Source organism: Flavobacterium sp. J27, assembly GCF_004303025.1.
In the GTDB taxonomy this organism is placed as follows: domain Bacteria; phylum Bacteroidota; class Bacteroidia; order Flavobacteriales; family Flavobacteriaceae; genus Flavobacterium.
The window spans coordinates 1-21,175 of the sequence record NZ_PJQW01000013.1 but is presented as its reverse complement, the minus strand read 5'-3'; the positions used below and the strand labels follow the sequence as shown (position 1 = coordinate 21,175).

General features: G+C 33.4%; 17 protein-coding genes. 10 read left to right on the top strand and 7 right to left on the bottom strand.

Annotation, left to right across the window (positions count from 1 at the left end):
* Positions 1–80: 80 nt before the first annotated feature.
* The 5 genes from CX675_RS16190 to CX675_RS16170 all read right to left on the bottom strand — a co-directional run bounded on the left by CX675_RS16190 (position 81) and on the right by CX675_RS16170 (position 5,191).
* Positions 81–422 (bottom strand): hypothetical protein, encoded by a 342-nt coding sequence (locus tag CX675_RS16190; RefSeq protein ID WP_165396068.1) that lies wholly within the window; start codon positions 420–422, stop codon positions 81–83.
* Positions 423–519: 97 nt separating this feature from the next.
* On the bottom strand, positions 520–1,509 hold the full coding sequence (locus CX675_RS16185; RefSeq protein WP_130736298.1) for an aspartate-semialdehyde dehydrogenase: 990 nt from the start codon (positions 1,507–1,509) through the stop codon (positions 520–522).
* A 155-nt stretch (positions 1,510–1,664) separates the two neighbouring features.
* Positions 1,665–2,084 carry a large conductance mechanosensitive channel protein MscL gene (gene mscL / locus CX675_RS16180; RefSeq protein ID WP_130736297.1) on the bottom strand — a complete coding sequence of 140 codons (420 nt, stop codon included), beginning with the start codon at positions 2,082–2,084 and terminating at the stop codon, positions 1,665–1,667.
* 65 nt (positions 2,085–2,149) lie between these two features.
* Positions 2,150–4,594, bottom strand: a complete 2,445-nt coding sequence (locus CX675_RS16175; protein WP_130736296.1) for a bifunctional UDP-N-acetylmuramoyl-tripeptide:D-alanyl-D-alanine ligase/alanine racemase — start codon at positions 4,592–4,594, stop codon at positions 2,150–2,152.
* The gene (locus tag CX675_RS16170; protein WP_130736295.1) at positions 4,595–5,191 is read right to left on the bottom strand and encodes a thymidine kinase; all 597 of its coding nucleotides are present in this window, start codon (positions 5,189–5,191) and stop codon (positions 4,595–4,597) included. It lies immediately after the preceding gene.
* 102 nt (positions 5,192–5,293) lie between these two features.
* Between CX675_RS16170 and CX675_RS16165 the strand changes: the two genes are divergently transcribed.
* From CX675_RS16165 to CX675_RS16135, 7 genes are read left to right on the top strand one after another with little or no spacing between them, the layout of a single operon-like run.
* Entirely contained in the window at positions 5,294–6,130 is an 837-nt protein-coding gene (locus tag CX675_RS16165) for a hypothetical protein (RefSeq protein ID WP_130736294.1), read from the top strand.
* 4 nt (positions 6,131–6,134) lie between these two features.
* On the top strand, positions 6,135–6,494 hold the full coding sequence (locus CX675_RS16160) for a DoxX family protein (RefSeq protein ID WP_130736293.1): 360 nt from the start codon (positions 6,135–6,137) through the stop codon (positions 6,492–6,494).
* Between the two features lie 2 nt (positions 6,495–6,496).
* Positions 6,497–7,264, top strand: a complete 768-nt coding sequence (locus CX675_RS16155; RefSeq protein ID WP_130736292.1) for a HEAT repeat domain-containing protein — start codon at positions 6,497–6,499, stop codon at positions 7,262–7,264.
* A 1-nt stretch (position 7,265) separates the two neighbouring features.
* The gene (gene rsmI / locus CX675_RS16150) at positions 7,266–7,940 is read left to right on the top strand and encodes a 16S rRNA (cytidine(1402)-2'-O)-methyltransferase (protein WP_130736291.1); all 675 of its coding nucleotides are present in this window, start codon (positions 7,266–7,268) and stop codon (positions 7,938–7,940) included.
* Between the two features lie 47 nt (positions 7,941–7,987).
* A complete protein-coding gene (locus tag CX675_RS16145; protein WP_130736290.1) occupies positions 7,988–8,410 on the top strand; it encodes an OsmC family protein in 423 nt (140 codons plus the stop codon).
* Positions 8,411–8,423: 13 nt separating this feature from the next.
* On the top strand, positions 8,424–8,762 hold the full coding sequence (locus tag CX675_RS16140; protein WP_130736289.1) for a HopJ type III effector protein: 339 nt from the start codon (positions 8,424–8,426) through the stop codon (positions 8,760–8,762).
* 48 nt (positions 8,763–8,810) lie between these two features.
* Entirely contained in the window at positions 8,811–9,134 is a 324-nt protein-coding gene (locus CX675_RS16135; protein WP_130736381.1) for a GIY-YIG nuclease family protein, read from the top strand.
* 588 nt (positions 9,135–9,722) lie between these two features.
* Here the strand turns inward: CX675_RS16135 and ade are convergent.
* Positions 9,723–11,345, bottom strand: coding sequence for an adenine deaminase (ade, locus tag CX675_RS16130; protein WP_130736288.1), 1,623 nt, complete (start codon positions 11,343–11,345; stop codon positions 9,723–9,725).
* A gap of 140 nt (positions 11,346–11,485) precedes the next feature.
* On the opposite strand from ade, the gene recJ reads away from it, so the two are divergent.
* Together recJ and CX675_RS16120 are read left to right on the top strand one after the other, a co-directional pair.
* A complete protein-coding gene (recJ, locus tag CX675_RS16125) occupies positions 11,486–13,195 on the top strand; it encodes a single-stranded-DNA-specific exonuclease RecJ (protein WP_130736287.1) in 1,710 nt (569 codons plus the stop codon).
* Positions 13,188–14,456, top strand: coding sequence for an MFS transporter (locus CX675_RS16120; protein WP_130736286.1), 1,269 nt, complete (start codon positions 13,188–13,190; stop codon positions 14,454–14,456). The genes recJ and CX675_RS16120 overlap by 8 nt, the downstream gene beginning before the upstream one ends.
* On the opposite strand, the gene CX675_RS16115 is transcribed toward CX675_RS16120, so the two are convergent.
* Positions 14,453–15,217, bottom strand: coding sequence for a UDP-2,3-diacylglucosamine diphosphatase (locus CX675_RS16115; RefSeq protein WP_130736285.1), 765 nt, complete (start codon positions 15,215–15,217; stop codon positions 14,453–14,455). The two genes, CX675_RS16120 and CX675_RS16115, sit on opposite strands and share 4 nt — an antisense overlap.
* Before the next feature lie 162 nt (positions 15,218–15,379).
* Here CX675_RS16115 and CX675_RS16110 point away from each other — a divergent pair.
* A partial coding sequence (locus tag CX675_RS16110; RefSeq protein WP_130736284.1) for a fibronectin type III domain-containing protein occupies positions 15,380–21,175 on the top strand: 5,796 nt, incomplete at its 3' end.

The following is a 21,175-nucleotide window of genomic DNA, read 5'->3' as shown; positions in this document are numbered from 1 at the left end:
TAATAATATATAAGAATAGTTCACAAATAAGTTTATCTGTGAATAGTATTTTGCTTTTTTAGCAAAATGGTGTACTAAAATTAAATGAAACTAGGTGGACCTCTTAAAGAAAATAAACTTCCACAAAAGAAAGAAAGGGCTTCTTTAACACTAAATGAATACGGACTTTCTTTAAAGGGGAAGTAAAAAGAATAAGTAAAAATTTTCGGCGATAAGAAAGAGGCAAATTTGAAATCGCAGATGTGGCATTGCTCTTTTTCTGTTATTGAAGCTATTTTTGATTTTTCTTTATTTGAAGAACCAATTGTGTTTTCAATTGCATGGTTCGAATGATGACATAAAATATGTAACGATTGATAACTCACGGCTAAAATAACCGAAAGCATTAGAACAAAGTTTAGTATGGCAATCTTTTGCTTCATGAGAAACGCAAATATAACAACAAAAATGGAATAGATGCAAAATAATAAAGAGTATCTCGAAATGATACTCTTTATTTAACATTTTTTATATAATAATTTAAACTAAATTGTTTTTAAGTAAGTATTCTGCTATTTGAATGGTATTGGTTGCAGCTCCTTTTCTAAGGTTATCAGCAACAATCCATAAATTTAAAGTGTTGGGCTGACTTTCATCTCTGCGAATTCTTCCTACAAAAACATCATCTTTTCCTTCAGCATATAAAGGCATTGGATAAGTAAATGTATCTAAATTGTCTTGAACCGTAACGCCATCTGTTTGGTGTAATAATTGTCTTACTTCTGCTACATCAAAATCATTTTCAAACTCTACATTTACAGCTTCACTATGTCCACCAACTACAGGAATACGAATAGCTGTAGCTGTTACCGCAATTGTTTTATCATCTAAAATTTTTTGGGTCTCACGAACTAATTTCATTTCTTCTTTAGTATACCCATTGTTTTCAAAAACATCACATTGTGGAATTGCATTTCTATGAATCTGATATTTATAAGCCATTTCGCCTTTCGCTCCTGCATATTCATTTTCTAACTGTTGCACAGCTTTTACACCTGTTCCTGTAATAGATTGATAGGTTGAAACAACAATTCTTTTAATTTTATATTTTTTATGAAGTGGTGCCAAAGCCATAACCATTTGAATGGTAGAACAGTTAGGATTTGCAATAATTTTATCATCTTTTGTTAATACAGAAGCATTGATTTCTGGGACGACTAGTTTTTTAGTAGCATCCATTCTCCATGCCGAAGAGTTATCAATAACAGTAGTGCCTGCTTCAGCAAATTTTGGAGCCCAATGTAATGAAGTTTCTCCTCCTGCAGAAAAAACAGCAATTTCAGGTTGCATATCTACAGCGGTTTGTAAACCAACTACTTTATAGGTTTTACCATTCCAAGTTACTTCTTTTCCAATCGATTTTTCAGAAGCAACTACAATTAATTCGCTTACAGGAAAATTTCTTTCTTGTAATACTTTAAGCATGATTTCGCCAACCATTCCGGTAGCACCAACTACTGCAACTTTCATTTTTTTGTGAATTTAGTGATGCAAAAATATAGAATAATTTTGGTAGAATTACTAGAAAAAAAATATTTCACAAAAATTTATATTTGTAACATTTTTTTAAAAAAATACCCTGAATAGATTTCAGGGTTTAGTTAGAATATGTAGTGTAGCGGACACTATTTATTTTTTAATAAATCTCTAATTTGAATTAATAATTCTTCTTGAGTTGGTCCAGCTGGTGCAGCAGGAGCAGCCTCTTCTTTTTTCTTAGCTTTTTCAGCAGCTCTTAGTACTACAAAGATAAAGAAAGAAATAATAACGAAATTGATTACAGCTTGAATAAAATTACCATATGTAATAACAGCAGCACCAGCTTCTTTTGCAGCATCAAGAGTTGCATAACTTTCTCCATTCAATGAGATGAATTTTGTAGTAAAATCGACTCCTCCAGTAATTAAACCTACAATTGGCATAATTAGATCATCAACTGCAGAACTTACAATTTTTCCAAAAGCGCCACCAATTACAACAGCTGTAGCTAAACTTAATACATCACCTTTCATTAATGATGCTTTAAAATCTGCGAAAAATCCCATAATAAGATGTTTTAGTTAGTTAATTTGTTAAGTGTAGCTAATTTAATAAAAAAACTTACATTATTTTAGTTTTTGTAAAAAACGCGTTTCACGCGTTGAGAAATTCCAGTTAATATTTCGTAAGGAATGGTTTCGGTTACTGTTGCAATTTCAGTAATATTCGGGTTTTCCCCAAAAATAATTACTTCATCACCAGCTATACAAGAAATGGAAGTTACGTCTACCATCAACATGTCCATGCAAATATTGCCTAAAATAGAAGCTTTTTGATTTTTTATGACAACATACCCTTTTTCATTTCCCCAAGCTCTTCGAATACCATCTGCATATCCAATAGGAATGGTTGCTATTTTCATGCTTTTATTTACCATGAATTTTCGGCTGTAGCCAATACTTTCTCCTTCCTCAACTTCCCTAATTTGAGAAATTACACTTTTTAAAGTACTTACATTTTGAAGGTTGTCTCTTTCTGCCTTAGAGTTGCCCATACCATATAATCCAATACCTAGTCGCACCATTTCTAATTGCATTTCTTGCGCATAATTAAAAATACCAGAAGTGTTTAAGATATGACGAATAGGTTGTATGGCTAAAGTTTTTATAATTTTTTGCGAAAGCGTATGAAAGCGTTCAAATTGTAACTGCGTAAAGTCATCAAATTGGGTGTCATCTGAAGCAGATAAATGAGAGAAAACACTTTTCACTGTTACAAAATTATTATGGCGTAAAAGAGAAATTAAAGCATCTATATCATTTGCTTCAAATCCTAATCGATGCATGCCTGTATCCAATTTAATATGAATTGGATAAGAAGTAATATTTTTTTGTTGGGCCAATTGTAAAAAGGCTTGTAAACCCGTAATCGAGTAAATTTCAGGTTCTAGGTCATAAGCAATCATAGCTGGAAAACTACTGTTTTCAGGATTCAATACCATAATAGGTAATGTAATGCCTGCTTTTCTCAATTCGATACCTTCATCCGCAAAAGCGACACCCAAATAATCAACGGAATTATGTTCCAGTAATTTGGCTATTTCAAAACCACCATTTCCATAACCAAATGCTTTCACCATAACCATGATTTTGGTGTTTGAATGTAATTTGGATTTGTAAAAATTGAGGTTATGCGTTAAAGCATCCAGATTAATTTCGAGAACGGTCTCATGTTTCTTTTCTTCTAGAAGCACCACAATTTCGTCAAAATTAAAACTTCGCGCTCCTTTTATTAAAATGGTTTCATTTTGAAAAGATTGCGTATTGAACTGTTTTAAAAAATCTATAGTGGTGCCAAAAGCAATTACATTGGTCAATTCCGATAAATGTTTTGAAATGGTTTCCCCAATGACAATAATTCGGTCAATATTATTATTTTGAATAGCCAATGCTACTTTTTGGTAGAGTTTCTCAATGGGTAGTCCTCCTTGGAAAATATCAGAAAGTATGATAGTCTTTTTAGGATGTAATTTTTGTTGCTCTAAGAAATCCAAAGCAATTTTTAAGGATTGGTAATCTGAAGAATAGGAATCGTCTATTAATACACAACCGTTAATTCCTTTTTTGGCTTGCAACCTAATTTCGACAGGATATAATTTTTGAATGCGTTCTTGTATAATTGGAGTGTCCATTTTTAAATACAATAAAGTCGCAATACACGTCATAGCATTATTTACTGCAATACTGTCTTGGAAAGGAATGGTTACTTCAAAACTGTTGTTTATATAATGTATTCGTATAATGGTTTTTTGGTTCTCTTGGGTTTTTATACTACCCAAAACAGTTGCTTTTTCATCCGTAAGGCTCCAAGTAAAGGTAGGTACTTGAATGTACTTTTCCACTACTTCATTTTTTGGAAGAATTACCACTTCACAAGAAGAAAAAAGTTGGGTTTTCTCCACTATTTTTTCTTCTAAGGAACTAAATCCATCTTCATGGGCAACTCCTAAATGAGTAAAAATTCCAATAGTAGGATGGATGATGTTTTCCAAATTTGTCATTTCTCCTTTTTGAGAAATACCTGCTTCAAAAATACCTAGATTGTGATTTTCATTGGTTCCAAAAATGGACAAGGGAACACCTACTTGTGAATTGTAACTTTTAGGATTTCTTACAATGCTATAATCAGGACTGAGTAAGAAATTCAACCATTCTTTCACTATTGTTTTTCCATTGCTTCCAGTAATTCCAATGATGGGAAAATGAAAGAGGTTACGATAATATTTTGCAGTTTTTTGTAACGCTTCAGTAGTATTTTGAACTGCTAAAAAAGTGGCTTTATCCACATAATTCTCAGGTACTTTTTCTACTACGAAAAAGCGAACTCCTTTTTGTATCAGTTCAGGAATATAATGATGACCGTCATGATTTTGCCCTTTTAAAGCAAAAAATAAAGTTCCAGCATTATTCTGTAGCGATCGGCTGTCAATTGAAATGTTCTCAATGGTTAAATCATCAGCGATACCTGAGATTTTTGCCTGGATATGAGGAATAATATTTTGAATAGAAAAGGTCACTTATTCTTTGGCTTCTTTGTTTTCTTTTAAAGCTTTATAAAAGGCAGCTCTACTAAGAGGTTCGTATTCTTCGGTTTCTCCAAGTAAAACTAATTTTTCATCTTGCGATTTCCTAAAACTATAGTTGGCGAGGTTTCCAGTTCGAGTGCAAACCGCATGTACTTTGGTTACATATTCGGCTGTAGCCATTAAATTAGGCATTGGGCCAAAAGGATTGCCTTTAAAATCCATATCCAAACCAGCCACAATAACACGAATACCACTATTCGCTAAATCATTACAAACCGATACAATTTCATCATCAAAAAATTGGGCTTCATCAATACCCACCACATCACAGCCTTGTGCTAAAATACGAATGTTTCCAGCTACAGGAACAGGTGTGGAGCGAATTTCATTGGCATCATGCGAAACCACCATTTCATCATGATAACGGGTATCTACTTCGGGTTTAAAAATTTCAACTTTTTGTTTGGCAAATTGTGCTCTTTTCAAACGTCGAATTAACTCTTCTGTTTTTCCTGAAAACATCGACCCGCAGATAACTTCTATCCAGCCAAATTGTTCAGATTGGTTTACTGTATTTTCTAGAAACATTTTGTTTTTTTCAGTCGATTAATAGTATTTTCTGCTATTTTTGTAATGGGAACAAATTTATTAAAAAACCACCCATATATTCAATTTCTATTCTATAAAGTTATGAAGAAAAAATTAGAAGCCGAATTAATCAGTATTGCACATCGTGTTTTAAAATTAAAAAATCGTTCAGAGACCAAACAATTACAAGAAGAAGCCAAAAAATTATATGAGCAATTAACAATTTTACGTTTCTACGAAGAAAATTTTGAAGCCATTAAAGAGGAGATTTCACAAGAGGAACTAGAAACAAAATTGGAAGCACCGGTTGTTGCTGAAGAAGCAAAAACAGTAACTCCAATTGTAACGGAAGTGCCTGTGGAAATGAAAGAAGTTATTGAGGAAGTCGAAGAAATGGAAGAGGAGCCTGTTTTAAAAGAGGAGGAAGAACAAAAAGAGCAACCCGCTTTATTTGATGGTGTTGCTATGGACGATTACAAAGAAGTGGATTTTGTAAAGGTGGAAGAGGTAGCTAAAGAAGTAGCAAAAGTACCCGATATGACCTTTGAAAAAATAGAAGCGGCTGAACCTATTGAAGAAGTCGTTGAAGAACCTATTAAAGAAATTATAGAAACAATTCAACCTAAAAAGATTGAGCCAGAGGCGATATTTGAAGCTAAAAAGATCGTTGAAGAAGAACCAAGAACCATGTCGTTAAATGATAAATTAACGAGAGGAATTTCTTTTGGTTTGAACGATCGCATTGCTTTTGAAAAAAGATTGTTTGGAGGAAGTGCTCAAGATTTTAATCGTGTTTTGTCGCAATTAAATACTTTCGATTCATTCGAAGAAGCCAAAGATTTTATCAATGATTTTGTGAAACCAGATTACGATAATTGGGAAGGCAAAGAAGAATATGAAACGCGTTTTTTAGAAATTATTGAACGCAAGTTTAATTAAAATAATGCATACATATCTGAAGTTTTTATATTGGATTTTTACTGTATTGTTTTCATTGCTAATGATATATTCATCAGTGATGTATCTCTCGAAATATGAAATAATCAAAAGTTATTTTGAAAAATTAGGATATCCAAATTATCTCATTTATCCATTGGCTGTTCTTAAAATAACTGGAGTAGTTGTGATTTTGACAAATTGGAAAAAGACATTAAAAGAATGGGCTTATGCTGCCTTCTTTTTTGAAATTCTACTTGCCTTTTTTGCACATTATATGATTAAAGATGGTGGTCAAAATATGGCTCTTTTTGCCTTTCTGTTTTTATTGATTTCTTATTTTCTAGGTAAAAAAGTTAGAAGTTAATTATGGCTTTTTATGATTTGTCAAAAACAGAGAGAGAACAATTAGTAGCGCAAATTACTGATGCAATTCGTTCAGATTTTAAAAATAAGTCATCCCTAAATTTAGAAGTCTATTTTTCTGATGAAGATACTTATATTAGAAAAAACGCTTATTTAGCAGTTGGTAAAATATATAATGCAAACCTCTATTTGCAACAAATTATTTTAGAAATGTTGCGCAACTTATTTGAAAGGGAAAATGAAAAAATAAGGCAAACGGTAGTGAATGCAGCTGGTGAAATAGGGAAATATTATTTTGAAGATGTAGTTTGGTTTTTTGATAATGGGTTGTTTGACGAACATCATTGTGTGCGCAATGCAGTAATTGGCTCTGTAAAAAAAATGAGCGAGAAAAATCCAAAACCAATTCTAAATTGGGCGAAACAATATTTACATCACGAAGATAAAGAAGTAAGAAGAGAAATTTGTCATGGAATTGAATTGAGAGGAAGGACACATCCAGAAGATATTCTACCTTTGTTAAAAGAATTGCAGAATGATACCACTAAGAGGGTTAGGAATACTTTAATTCATGTTATAGGTCAAATAAGTTATAAGAAAAATTGCTTGCCTAAAGTAATTGTTCATCTAAATTCTTGGGAAAATAAAATGCTAGTTTTAGATGCGCTAGATGAAATTGTGGATGTGCATAGCGAAAAAAGATATGCCAAATTTAGCGCTTTATCACAAGAAGAGGTAATAACATATATTGATTTAAATTTTAAAAAATAATATGGGAAAACTTTTTTTAGTACCAACGCCAATTGGAAATCTTGAAGACATGACTTTTAGAGCCATTAAAGTGCTCCAAGAAGTGGATTTGATTTTAGCCGAAGATACACGCAATAGTGGGAAACTGTTGAAACATTTTGAAATCAACACACCCATGCACAGCCATCACATGCATAACGAGCATAAAACGGTGGACAATTTAGTAAAACGAATGCAAGCCGGTGAAACCATTGCTTTAATTAGTGATGCAGGCACACCTGCTATTTCCGATCCCGGTTTTTTGTTAACTCGTGCGTGTGTCGAAAATGGTGTGGCTGTAGAATGTTTGCCTGGTGCCACTGCTTTTGTACCTGCTTTAGTAAATAGCGGTTTGCCCAATGATAAATTTGTCTTTGAAGGATTTTTACCCGACAAAAAAGGAAGACAAACGCGTTTTTTAGCCTTGGCAGAAGAAACCCGAACCATGATTTTATATGTTTCTCCACATAAATTAAATAAAACATTAGCCGAATTTGTGCAATATTTTGGTGCCGACCGAAGAGTTACAGTTTCCAGAGAATTATCGAAACTGCATGAAGAAACCGTTCGCGGTACAGCGGAAGAAGTCTTACAACATTTTGAAGCCAAACCTGCCAAAGGAGAAATTGTAGCTTGTGTGGCTGGGAAGAAATCTTAGGTATAAGTTTATATAATAAGATGTTTCTTATTGTTAAAATAAAAAATATGGATCACAAAGTTACTACAACTTGGAAAGGGAAAATGCAATTTGAATCTACAAATCCAAGTGGGGAAACCTTTTTAATCAATGCTGCTCCAGAACATGGTGGAGCAGGAGCAGGGTTACGACCAAAAGCATTACTATTGTCTTCTTTGGCAGGTTGTTCGGGTTTGGATGTGGCTTCTTTAATTGAAAAAATGAAGTTGGAGGTCGACGATTTTAAAATAGAAACGATTGCTAATTTAACCGAAGAGCATCCAAAAGTATACGATGCGGTTAGGGTTGAATATCATTTTTATGGGAAAAATCTAGACGAAAATAAACTTCAAAAAGCAGTGAATTTATCGGTAGAAAAATATTGTGGTGTGATGGAAATGTTCCGACAATTTGCCAAAATAGATATTAAAACTTTTTTTCATCACGACTAATTTATTCTTTTATATGACGATTTCTAATTTGATTGAAGCAGTTCAAAAAGCTGAAATTGTAGCCTTCTCAGAAGTAATTGCAACTATAGATGTCCATTTTGAATTCACACCAACTTTTTTTACAAATGGAGCTGTAACAAACAAAGCCAATACCAATAATGGTTCGTGTAAAGTATTTTCTTTTGCTAAAATGTACCACTTAGATGTGAAAGAAACCTTGTTTTTATTTGGTGAACATTATCAAAAAGTACTAGCAACACCAGATGAAATGGATCATCAAAATATTAGAAATTTTATCAACTCGGGTTGGGAAGGTATTTCTTTTGAGGGAAAAGCTTTGGAATTGAAATAGCTCAAATTGTCATTTCGACAGAATGGAGAAATCGCATCAATTAATGTCATGAATGAATTTAATCCTCAATTAGGTTTCCATTCTTATTATGTTTATATTATTACAAATAAATATAGATCGACTTTTTATATTGGTATGACAAATAATTTGAAACAAAGAATGTTTCAACATAAAGAAAATTTAAAACTTGGAAATAAAACTTTTGCAGCTAAATATAATTTGCAATTTTTAGTATATTATGAAAAATTTGTTTGGGTGGAAGAAGCAATTGCAAGAGAAAAAGAATTAAAAAAATGGCGTAGAGATAAAAAACTAGAATTAATAAAACGGTTTAATGCTAGTTTTGAGTTTTTAAATCATCATTTTGATTGAATTAATTGTCTTTATGTGATTTCTCCCTTTAGTCGAAATGACATAGCAGGAAAATAAAATAATGAGTTTTTAAAAATAAAATTCACTTTCAGGTTCGGATTTCCTATTTTTTTCGCTTACTAAATGAAGTTTTATTTGTTTTAAAGTGGTATCCTTTTCGATTTGGTATCTCGAATATATTCTTAAGCTATTCTTTGTAATATAATTAAAATAGAACTTTCTTTTGTAATTTGATAAATAAATTGTTCTGTCTGTTTGCCAAGTGCCTACTTTTTTGTTGAAAGAATAAATACTGCCCTCTTTTTTAAAAACTACCGAATCTAATGGTATGTTTTGCAGGTTTTTTTCGCTTGAAAAGCTACTTTGAAGAGTGAAAACTTTATCGCATAACGAATCTATTTCTGTGTTTGTAATAACCTTCAGTTTAGAAGGAAATAAATAAACTAAATCCTCTTTGTTTTGGGTGCAACTTATACAGAATAGTATGCAAATAAAAAGTATATTTTTTTGGCTATTCCATTTCATGTGATTGGAAATGTAAATCATATTTATTTTTATATTGCAACCAACAACCAACAATATTTTTTACTATTCCACTTGTAAATCCACAAAAGAAAAACTAGTTCCACTGAACAAACCTTTATCAGAGAGTTTTAAATCTGGAATAACTAATAAAGCCATAAAAGAAAGCGTCATAAAAGGAGCATGCAAGGTACTGCCATATGCTTTGGCTTTTGCATCAATTTCTTGGTATAGTTTACCCGTTTCCCAACCGTCTTTGGCACTCATAATGCCTGCAACAGGTAAAGACAATACCTTTTTTTCAGCACCATTTACGGCACAAACACCTCCTTTGTTTTCGATCAAGAGGTTAACAGCGCTACAAATTTCTTCGTCAGAAGTACCTACGACAACAATATTGTGGCAATCATGTGCAACCGAACTCGCTATAGCTCCTTCTTTTAAACCGAAATTTTTAATGAAAGCTACTGCTATTGGAGCATTTTCATACCGATTTACTACTGCCATTTTTAAAATGTCATTCTTAGTGTCTGAAACTAATTTCCCATCTTTCAAAAAAGCGTTATGATGGAGTTCATTGGTGATTAATTGGCCTTCTAGAGCTTCAATTACGCGAATGGTTTTAGCCGAACTCTTTATTTCAAAATCTTCTGGTTTTTTAAAAGAAGTGCTAAAATTATTAGGCGTTTCAAAATCAATATCCGCTATTTTAGAAGTGCCATTTTCGGCTACTAATTCACCATTGATATATGTTTGTTTTACTTGAAAATCAACTAAATTTTCCACTACAATAAAATCAGCAAAATCACCTTCTCGTAAAATACCTACATTCATTTTGTAATGATGCACCGGGTTGATACAAGCAGCTTGCAATACTTTAAAAAGATCGATTCCTTTTTTTACAGCTCTAGCACATAACGCATTAATATGACTAACAATTAAATCATCTGGATGCTTATCATCGGAACAAAACATCATGTTTTCATAATGCTCTGGTAATAAATCGATCAACGCTTCAAAATTCTTGGCTGCGCTTCCTTCACGTATAATTACTTTCATGCCAAGGGCTAATTTTTCACTAGCTTCTTCATAAGTAAAACACTCATGATCTGTTGTAATTCCAGCAGCAATGTATTTTTGCAACGGTTCACCTCGTAAGCCAGGAGCATGGCCGTCTATCGGTTTGTTAAAATGTTTCGCCCATTCTATTTTTTTTAAAACTTCGGCATCATCAAATAAAACACCAGGATAGTTCATCATTTCTGCTAAATAATGAATGTCGGGTGAAGCTAATAATTCTTTGATATCATTTGCATCAATAACAGCACCAGCTGTTTCAAAAAAGGTGGCTGGTACACAAGAGGGCGCTCCAAAATGAAATTTTAAAGGTACTTTTTTGCTGTTTTCAATCATATAATAGACGCCTTCTTTTCCTAATACATTAGCTATTTCATGTGGGTCAGAAATGGTGGCAGTAGTACCATGTAATACAGCAATTTTAGCAAATTCTGAAGGAACTAACATCGAACTTTCAATATGGATATGAGCATCGATAAAACCTGGAAGGATGTAGTTTTTTACTTGATGTTCTTTGGGTACAATGGATGTAATCTTTCCATTTTCAACGGTAATTTCTCCTGAAAATATTTTTTTGTTTGCGATATCTACAATTTGTCCTTGAATTTGCATGCTTTAGTTTTGAAAGTAATAAGTTCAAAATTAACTAAATTTTATTGGTATTAAAATAAGCCAGCATCAATTTTAATAGTAAATTTGTTCTTCAATTATATAAGCCAAAATGAAAACCTAAATTTCTAAAATTAACAAACATGCGTTGGAACTTAAAATCAAAGCCAAATAAAGAAAAAGTACAAGCCTTACAAGAAGTTCTTCAGGTAGACGAAATTATTGCTACCTTATTAGTTCAACGAGGTATTGAAACGTTTGAACAAGCCAAATCTTTTTTCCGTCCTACTTTAAATGACCTACACGATCCGTATTTAATGAAAGATATGGATAAAGCAGTATCTCGCATTGAAACGGCTATTATAAATCAAGAAAATATTTTAGTTTTTGGAGATTATGATGTTGACGGAACAACAGCAGTTTCCTTGGTTTCAAGTTATTTAAAAACCGATTATTCCAATGTAGCTACGTATATTCCAGATCGTTATTTAGAAGGTTATGGTGTGTCGTTTCAAGGAATTGATTTTGCAGAAGATAATGGTTTTACACTAATTATAGCTTTAGATTGTGGGATTAAATCAGTTGATCATGTGGCTTATGCCAAAGAAAAAGGAATTGATTTTATAATTTGTGATCATCATCGACCTGGAGCCGTTTTACCAGATGCTATTGCTGTTTTAGATCCCAAAAGAGAAGATTGTACGTATCCCTATGATGAATTATGTGGTTGTGGAGTAGGTTTTAAATTGATTCAAGCTTTAGGGAGAAATAGAGGGCAAACGATACAAGATTTAGTGTCTTACTTGGATTTAGTGGCCACAGCTATTGCAGCAGATATTGTTCCCATGACTGGTGAAAATAGAGTGTTAGCAAAATTCGGATTGAAAGTTATCAATACGAATCCAAGACCAGGGATTAAAGCTTTGGTTCAAAATGTAAAAAAGAAAGCCTTAACCATTACCGATGTAGTTTTCATAGTAGCACCAAGAATTAATGCAGCGGGAAGAATAAAGCATGGCGATTATGCGGTCCAATTATTAACCGAGTTCGATTTAAAACAAGCCGAAACCTTTGCTCAAGAAATTGAAGAAAACAATGCAGAACGTAGAGGTTTAGATAAACAAATTACAAAAGAAGCCCTTCATCAAATTAAAGAAAAAAAGGAAGAATCTCGGTTTACAACAGTAGTGTATGATGAAAATTGGCATAAAGGTGTTATTGGAATAGTAGCTTCCCGTTTAACAGAAACCTATTATAGACCGACTTTAGTATTTACCAAAAGTGGTGATAAGTTAGCGGCTTCTGCACGATCCGTTCAAGATTTTGATGTGTATCAGGCTTTGGAAGCATGTTCGTATCATTTAGAACAGTTTGGAGGTCATATGTATGCTGCAGGAATGACATTAAAAGAAGAAAATTATTCGGTTTTTAAACAAGCCTTTGAGGATGTGGTAAAAGACACCATTAATCCCGAACTATTAATTCCTGAAATTACAATAGATATGGAAATTGATTTTTCGGATATTACACCAAAATTAATTCGAATTTTAAAAGAATTTGAACCTTTTGGTCCCCAAAATATGCATCCTGTTTTTATGAGTACTTCAGTTTTTGATACCGGTTTTGCTAAAACATTAGGTAGTGAAGGTGAGCATTTAAAATTATATGTAAAACAGTATGATACTTCGCAAGAAACAGGAATTGGCGCTATTGGTTTTGGATTAGGAAAATATTTTCCTTTGGTACAAGAAAAAAAAGAATTTCAAATGGCGTATGTAGTAGATGAGAATGAATGGAATAATCAAGTAAGTTTACAATTGAATGTTAGAGCAATAAAAGAGAATAATGGCTAAAAAAGACCCTTACGCAGCTTTGCGTTTTAAAGAATTTCGTTTTTTCTTATTCATGCGTTTTGCTATGGTTTTTGCTTGGGCCATGCAGTTTGTAATTATTGAATGGGAAGTATATAGTATAACAAAAGATCCGTTGTCCTTAGGATTTATAGGTCTAATGGAAATTATTCCTGCAGTCGCAATGGCATTGTTTGCAGGACATATAGTGGATCAGAATGAGAAAAAATCATTGCTAGTAAAATGTTTATTAGGTTTTTCTACTGTGAGTTTAGGACTTTTTTTGATTACGATTCCTAGTATTCAAAAAGCGTTGCCAGTATCAAATGTATTGCTTATCATTTATGCATTGGTTTTTTTAGGAGGTTTGGTTAGAGCCTTTATAGGTCCTACAGTTTTTTCATTATTATCCTTAATAGTCCCCAAAAAAACATATCCAAATGCGGCAACTTGGAGTAGTTCTACTTGGCAAATGGGAGCTATGTTTGGACCAGCATTGGCTGGGGTTTCGATAAGTTTTATTGGAGTTCATTGGTCTATGTGTTTGGTTTTTGGTTTTACAGTTTTGGCTTTATTGGGGTTAAATCAAATTGAAAGAAAGCCCATTTTAAACCCTAAAATTGGAGAGCCAGTCTTTCAAAGTTTAAAAGAAGGGGTGCGTTTCGTATTTAAAAACCATACTATTTTAGGAGCGCTTTCTTTAGATATGTTTGCCGTTTTATTTGGTGGTGCAGTTGCATTATTGCCTGTTTTTGCCCAAGATATTTTGAAGGTTGGTTCGCAAGGTTTTGGAATTTTAAGAGCTGCACCTGCTGTTGGTTCTATTGTAACCATGTTGGCTTCTGCCTATTTTTCATTGAATAAAAATACTGGGAAAAAATTATTGATTGCGATATTTATTTTTGGAGGAAGTATTATCCTTTTTGGTTTATCGGAAATTTTCTGGGTTTCAGTCTTTGCCTTGTTTTTAAGTGGAGTTGCGGATGGGGTTTCGGTTGTTATTCGAAGTACTATTTTACAATTGCATACACCAGATCATATGAGAGGTAGAGTTTCCTCAGTAAACTCGATTTTTGTTGGTTCTTCTAACGAATTAGGTGCTTTCGAAAGTGGAGTAACGGCTAAATTAATGGGTGCAGTGAGAGCTGTTGTTTTTGGTGGGTGTATGACCATTGGAACTGTTTTGGTGACTGCTTATGTTTCACCGAAATTTAGGAATTTGGACTTAGAAAAAGAAGTGGAAGATTTGGAAAAAGAAGATTAATTTTTAAATTCTTTTAATTCAAAATATTCACCGTCAAAAATGCCATAAGTGAAATAACCAATCCAATCTCCAAGATTAATATATTTTGAGTTTTCATTTAGGTCAATAATCATCGGTAAATGGCGATGTCCAAAAACAAAATAATTGTAATTTTTTGTTTCCAATTTTCTTTTTGCATATTGCACGAGCCATTCTTTGTCTTCTCCTAAAAATGTTACGTCCTCTGCACCAGAAATTAATTTGTTTTTAACAGATAAATATTGTGCTAATTTTACACCTATATCTGGATGTAACCATCTAAAGAGCCATTTAGAAAAGGGATTAGTGAAAACTTTTTTCATTCTTTTATAACCTTTGTCACCTGGACCTTTACCATCTCCATGACCAATTAAAAATGATTTATTATTAAAAGTAAACTCTCTGTTATCGTGATATACAGGTATATTTAATTCCTTTTCAAAATAATCATGCATCCATAAATCATGATTTCCAACAAAAAAATAAATTGGTATTCCTGAATCCCTTATTTCAGCTAATTTACCTAAAACTCTAACAAAACCTTTTGGGACAACGGTTTTATATTCAAACCAAAAATCAAATAAATCTCCTAATAAAAAAATTGCAGTTGCATCTTCTTTTATGTAATCTAACCAAGCTACAAATTTTTGTTCTCTAGGGAAACTTTTTTCTGAATTTGGTGCGCCAAAATGTTGGTCAGAAGCAAAGTAAATTTTTAATTGTTTTTCCAAGGATGTAAGCATTGATTTTATGATGCAAAAGTAAGTAAAAAAAATATATTGATTTATCTGTTAAAAAGATGTATTTTGTCGATGAAATCATACATTTTGTCGATAGATGTTTAATGACATTAATTTATTGTTAACTTTGAAATATTAATCAAATTTTAACTAAAATATTATAGAATGAAAAAATTACTACTTTTTTTCATGTCATTATTAACCTTTGTATCCTACGGACAAGTATTTGAGGGGTTTGAAGGTACGACAGTTCCAGATCCGCCTTCCGCTACAGGAAGTAATTGGACCTTAACATCTGGAGACTGGAGGATATTTGACAATGGAATTGGAACTGCTCAGAGATGGGGCGTAGCAACTGGTGGACCACAATATGCTGGTACTCGATGTGCTTTTTTAAATCGTGAAAATGTTGTTGATGGTACTTTGGCTGAAGATTGGCTAGTTAGTCCTGTTATAACAGTCCCTGTTGATGGTCAATTGCGTTTTTATACAAAATTAAGTCAAGGGGGTAACCAAGGTAGTAATTATTATATTAGAATTTCTACCAATACTAGTACTGTTCCTGCAGACATAGTCAATCCTGCAAATTATAGTTTTACTGCCGCTACTTGGGATGAAATATCATTAATGGGTGGTAGTACAACAGCAGAGCAGTCAACTTATATTCAAAAAACAGTTGATTTATCAGCTACTTACGCTGCTGGTACTCAAATCCGCATTGCATTTGTAATGATTAACGATAATGGAGATAGATGGTATGTTGATAACATAAACATTGATTCAAAATGTTTAGATAATACAAATTTAACGTCAACACCTTTAGCTACTTCTGCTACATTAAACTGGACTAGTCCAAGTACAGCTACTCAATGGGAAATTGAGTATGGCCCAAATGGTTTTGTTCAAGGGACAGGAACAGTTGTTACAGCAACTGGCTCCCCAACTTATAATTTAACTGGATTAACTGGATTAACTTCGTACTGTTATTATGTGAGATCATTATGTTCTACTGATAACGTAAGTGCTTGGTCTGGACCACATTGTTTTACTACTTCTGCTTTACCTCCTGGATGTGGAGGAAATTTCATTGATGAAGGTGGTCCATCAGCAAATTATCCTAACAATTCAGATTATATCGTTACAATTTGTCCAGATAACCCTGGAGATTTTGTTACGGTTACATTTACTTCGTTTAATACTGAAGCAAATTGGGATGCATTGTATGTTTTTGATGGTCCCAGTATAACTTCTCCTCAAATTGCTAGTGCTAATGGACCAGGAAATGTTCCTGGAGGTCTTGCTGGTGGATTTTGGGGAACTGCTATACCAGGTCCTTTCGAAGCAACTAATGCACAAGGGTGTTTAACCTTTCGTTTTAGAAGTGATACCTCGTTTACAAATCCAGGTTGGACAGCAAACGTAACTTGTCAACCATTTCCAACATGTCCTAAACCAATAGCAGTAACGTATACATCACTTACGCCAAGCAGTGGAACAATTGAATGGAACCATAATAATGGCGCGCCGGAATGGGATATTTATATTGTTCCAGCTGGTTCACCTGCGCCTACAGCTTCAACTACGCCAACATATTCAGGGGTTACTTCTTCTGGGCCGCCATATTCATACATTGCAACCGGATTAGATTCATATACAAATTATGTAGTATATGTTCGCGCAAGGTGTACAACTACTGATATAAGTGATTGGTCTGTAGGTTCAAGTTTTACTACAGCTCCGGATTATTGTGCTGGAGATCATTTTTATGATTCAGGAGGACCTAGTGGTACATATTCAGCAAATGAAAATATAACAACTACTATTTGTCCAGATATTTCGGGTAATACTGTAATTGCTTTTTTTAACTCATTTAATCTAGACACTAGTGATGTTTTAACTGTTTATAATGGTAATTCAACTGCTTCACCAGTCATGGGGACATATACAGGTACAACGTTACCTCCTATTTTAGTGTCAACAGCTACAGATGGATGTTTAACATTTAATTTTACTTCTAATGGTTTTACTCAGACAGCAGGTTGGGATGCTACGATTCAATGTACAACACCACCAACATGTCCTAACCCAACTAGTTTGCTAGTATCAAATATCTCAGATACTGGAGCATTATTGGAATGGACAGAAGCTGGTTCGGCAACGAGTTGGGAAGTTATTATACAACCAGCTGGTACAGGATATCCTACAGGCTCAGGTACTGTTACAACTAGTAACTCTTATTTAGCAACAGGATTAAATCCTAATACACAATATGAATTTTATGTTAGAGCTATTTGCGGCCCTGGTGATTTAAGTTTTTGGTCAGGTCCAAGGCCTTTCCAAACTCTTTTTGCTGGTTGTGGAGGATCAGATCCTGCTGGAAACGCATGTCCTGAAGCTGCACCTGTATGTAATTTAGATGGTTATTGTGGTAATACTTCTGGTTCTTATACCGTAAATACTTGGACTGAATTAACAGCGGCTTTCTGTGGTTCTATTGAAAATAATTCTTTCTTAACTTTTCAAGCAACTTCTACGTCTATATCTTTTGATGTAAACGTAGGGAACTGTACAAATGGATCTGGAATTCAGTTCTTTATTTTCTCAGCAGCTACATGTGGTAGTGGCCCAGTTTCATCTGTAAACTGTTATTCTCCTATGAATCCAGGAGTAAATTCTTTAAATTTTAATGGACTTACAATTGGACAAAACTATTATTTAATGATTGACGGTTATGCAGGAGCGATATGTGATTACTCTGTAACTGTTACTTCAGGTGGTTCAACAACTACAGATGTTGAAATTACGCAAAGTAATACAACAATTTGTACAGATCAAACTTTAGTTTTAAATGCGACAGGAGGAAATGGAGATTACAATTGGTCTCCAAATGTTGGTTTAGATGTAACAACAGGAAATACAGTAACTTTTACTCCACCTGCACCAGGTACTTATACTGTTCAAGTACAATCAACAGACACAAATTCACTTTGTGCTACTTCTGATTTTATAGAAATAAATGTTTTAGAAAAAACAATTCCTTCTTTTTCTATTCCAGGGCCATTTTGTTTAAACGACCCAGGTGTTGTTTTACCTGATACATCAAACAATGGAATACAAGGTGTTTGGAGTCCATCAGCAACAATTGATACTTCAACTGCTGGGATAGCTCAATATACGTTTACCCCAGATGCTTCTTATTTATGTGCAGAAGTAATTACAATAGATGTAGAAGTTACAGCTGCATGTACTTTTAATTCAATTGCTACCGCAGTTTATATTGAAAGTTGTGAAACAACAGCTGGAGGGGAATTTTATAATGTTACAGGTTCAGGAGCAACAAGTATTGGTCCAGCAAGTAATGTTTTCCCAAATAACGATTATGGAACTTTTGTACAAGGTTCTAGTAATTTAATTTTTAGAGGAGGAGAGTTAAAATCTTTTAAAACGACTGCTTCAAATGTTTGTGGTGCCAATCTTTATTATTCCATTTATCCAGTAGGTGGAACACCATCATTCACGCCAATTGTATTAAATTTATTTGACGATTGTAATGCTGGTACTTTCCCTTCAGGTGGAACTTGTAATGATGGAGATCAGAAATGGAGAGAGATTGCTTCTACTGTTGATTTAACTGCATTTGCTCCTGGTGACTACGTAATTGAAGTTTATTTTGATTTAGTAGGAGATAATGATGATCCTACTCAGTGTGACGATACAATTACTGTAAACAATGGAGGTAATAATTTCGTAGCTACTTTCTCAATACAAAGTACACCTACATTTACTTCACAAAACGAAGAATGTGGAAGTTCTAATGCTTATATAACAGTGTCTGGTTTCAATCCAGGTGATGTTTATAGTGTAACATATAATGATGATACAGTTACAGTTGGTCCTGCTAATTTTACTGCAAATTCAAATGGTGAAATTATACTTACAGGATTAAATGCTGGAACATATGATAATTTTAATTTTGAAATAAACGGATGTGTTATTACAGATATGACTCCTGTAATAATAACTGATTTTTCACCTTCTGTGACTCAAATTACAAATAATTCAGAAATTTGTTTTGGTGAAAATGCAGTGTTTACAGTAACAGGTACTCCAAATTATAATTTAGGGTATAGTATTAATGGGGGTTCTCCTCAAAACATAACTTTTGATACTAATGGAATTGCTACTATTACAGTTAATACACCAGCTGTAGGGAGCGTTAACTTGGCATTATTGAATATTTATAATGCATCTTGTAATATTTCATTAACAAATACAGATACAGTTGTTGTTAATCCGTTGCCTACGGTATCAAGTTTCTCAGCTGTGAGCAATATAGTATGTATAGGTAATGATGCACAATTTACTGTAAATGGAACACCAAACGCTACTGTAAATTATAGTATTAATGGAGGTGCGTCACAACCACTAATTTTAGATGCTACAGGAACTTATACAATTACAGTACCAGTTCCGACGGCTAATGTTCAAATTGAATTATTAGATATTACAAATAATACAACAAGTTGTTCAAATACATTTACTAGTTTGACTGCTAATGTGACTATAGTTACAGTACCAGTACCAACGGTGAATATAACTCAACCAACTTGTGCTGTTCAAACGGGTACAGTAGAAGTAACCTCTCCATTGATCAATCAGTTGAATTATCCAACAGATATTTTTATTTCAGAAGTAACAGATTCTCAATCTGGATCTTTAACTTATCTTGAGATTTATAATGGTACGGGTACGGCTGTAGATTTAAGTAATTATAAAATAAGACTTTATAATGGTGGAGGATATCCAGCACCACCTACAAATGAATACGTATTATCCGGTATGTTAAATAATGATGATGTGGTGGTAATTAAAATAGGTTCTTCTGCTAACGCAGCAGGTGTTGTTCCAGATTTGTCTTTCACTGGATTTAATATAAATAATAATGATAATATTAGATTAACTAATTTATCTGATGTTGATGTTGATGTTTGGGGTTATACAGACGGAAGTATACTTCCTTATGGAGTAGGGTATAATTATAGAAGAATACCTTCAGGAACAATACTGCCTTCTACTACTTTTGATCCAGCTGATTGGGATGCTACAGATTGGACTACAACCGTTTTTGACTATTCTAATGTTGGAACTTACAGTTTGTTCCTTTCTAGTTACGAATTTACTTTAAGTGATGGTACAACGCCAATTACGCAAACAAATCCTGTTTTTACAAATATAGCACCTGGTAACTATACAGTTGTAGCGTTTGATTCTGTAACAGGGTGTACTTCGGATCCTCTTGCAATCGTTGTTGATTCACCATTATATACAACTCCTATTGTAACATTCTCTTATAATACAACATATTGTTTGTTAGATAGTACAAATCCTTTGCCAGATACTTCTACTACAGGATTTAATACTAATGGAACATTTAGTGTAACTAGTTCAAACAGTGCAGATATCACTATTAACCCTGTTACAGGAGAAATTGATTTAGCGAATACTTTAGGAGGAACTTACGAAATAACTTACTCAGTTGCTGAAGATTTAGCTAATTGTATTTCAGCTAATTCATATTCTGTTTCTACTACCATTTCTGATGTAACTACTCCAACTTTTTCGATTATTGAGGATTTATGCTCAGGTTCTTCATCGACCACGTTGCCATCTTCATCATTAGAGGGTTATACTGGTAGTTGGTCACCTTCTACGATAAACACTTCAGTTGCTGGAGTTAGTACTTATACCTTTACACCGGATGCTCAGTTTTGTGCTACTAGTACAACTCTTGATGTTATCGTTATCGGTTGTACGATTCAAAAAGGGATTTCTCCGAATGCAGATGGTATGAATGACAACTTTGATTTATCTAGTTTTAATGTGAGCAAATTAGAGATTTTCAATCGTTATGGTAAAGAGGTTTATAGTAAATCGGGATATGAAGATGAGTGGTATGGACAG

Bases quoted from the DNA above. Each gene is read 5' to 3' on its own strand.
- CX675_RS16190 (WP_165396068.1), bottom strand. From the start codon at position 422: ATGAAGCAAAAGATTGCCATACTAAACTTTGTTCTAATGCTTTCGGTT.
- CX675_RS16185 (WP_130736298.1), bottom strand. From the start codon at position 1,509: ATGAAAGTTGCAGTAGTTGGTGCTACCGGAATGGTTGGCGAAATCATG.
- mscL (WP_130736297.1), bottom strand. From the start codon at position 2,084: ATGGGATTTTTCGCAGATTTTAAAGCATCATTAATGAAAGGTGATGTA.
- CX675_RS16170 (WP_130736295.1), bottom strand. From the start codon at position 5,191: ATGTTTCTAGAAAATACAGTAAACCAATCTGAACAATTTGGCTGGATA.
- CX675_RS16165 (WP_130736294.1), top strand. From the start codon at position 5,294: ATGAAGAAAAAATTAGAAGCCGAATTAATCAGTATTGCACATCGTGTT.
- CX675_RS16160 (WP_130736293.1), top strand. From the start codon at position 6,135: ATGCATACATATCTGAAGTTTTTATATTGGATTTTTACTGTATTGTTT.
- CX675_RS16155 (WP_130736292.1), top strand. From the start codon at position 6,497: ATGGCTTTTTATGATTTGTCAAAAACAGAGAGAGAACAATTAGTAGCG.
- rsmI (WP_130736291.1), top strand. From the start codon at position 7,266: ATGGGAAAACTTTTTTTAGTACCAACGCCAATTGGAAATCTTGAAGAC.
- CX675_RS16145 (WP_130736290.1), top strand. From the start codon at position 7,988: ATGGATCACAAAGTTACTACAACTTGGAAAGGGAAAATGCAATTTGAA.
- CX675_RS16140 (WP_130736289.1), top strand. From the start codon at position 8,424: ATGACGATTTCTAATTTGATTGAAGCAGTTCAAAAAGCTGAAATTGTA.
- CX675_RS16135 (WP_130736381.1), top strand. From the start codon at position 8,811: ATGAATGAATTTAATCCTCAATTAGGTTTCCATTCTTATTATGTTTAT.
- ade (WP_130736288.1), bottom strand. From the start codon at position 11,345: ATGCAAATTCAAGGACAAATTGTAGATATCGCAAACAAAAAAATATTT.
- recJ (WP_130736287.1), top strand. From the start codon at position 11,486: ATGCGTTGGAACTTAAAATCAAAGCCAAATAAAGAAAAAGTACAAGCC.
- CX675_RS16120 (WP_130736286.1), top strand. From the start codon at position 13,188: ATGGCTAAAAAAGACCCTTACGCAGCTTTGCGTTTTAAAGAATTTCGT.
- CX675_RS16115 (WP_130736285.1), bottom strand. From the start codon at position 15,217: ATGCTTACATCCTTGGAAAAACAATTAAAAATTTACTTTGCTTCTGAC.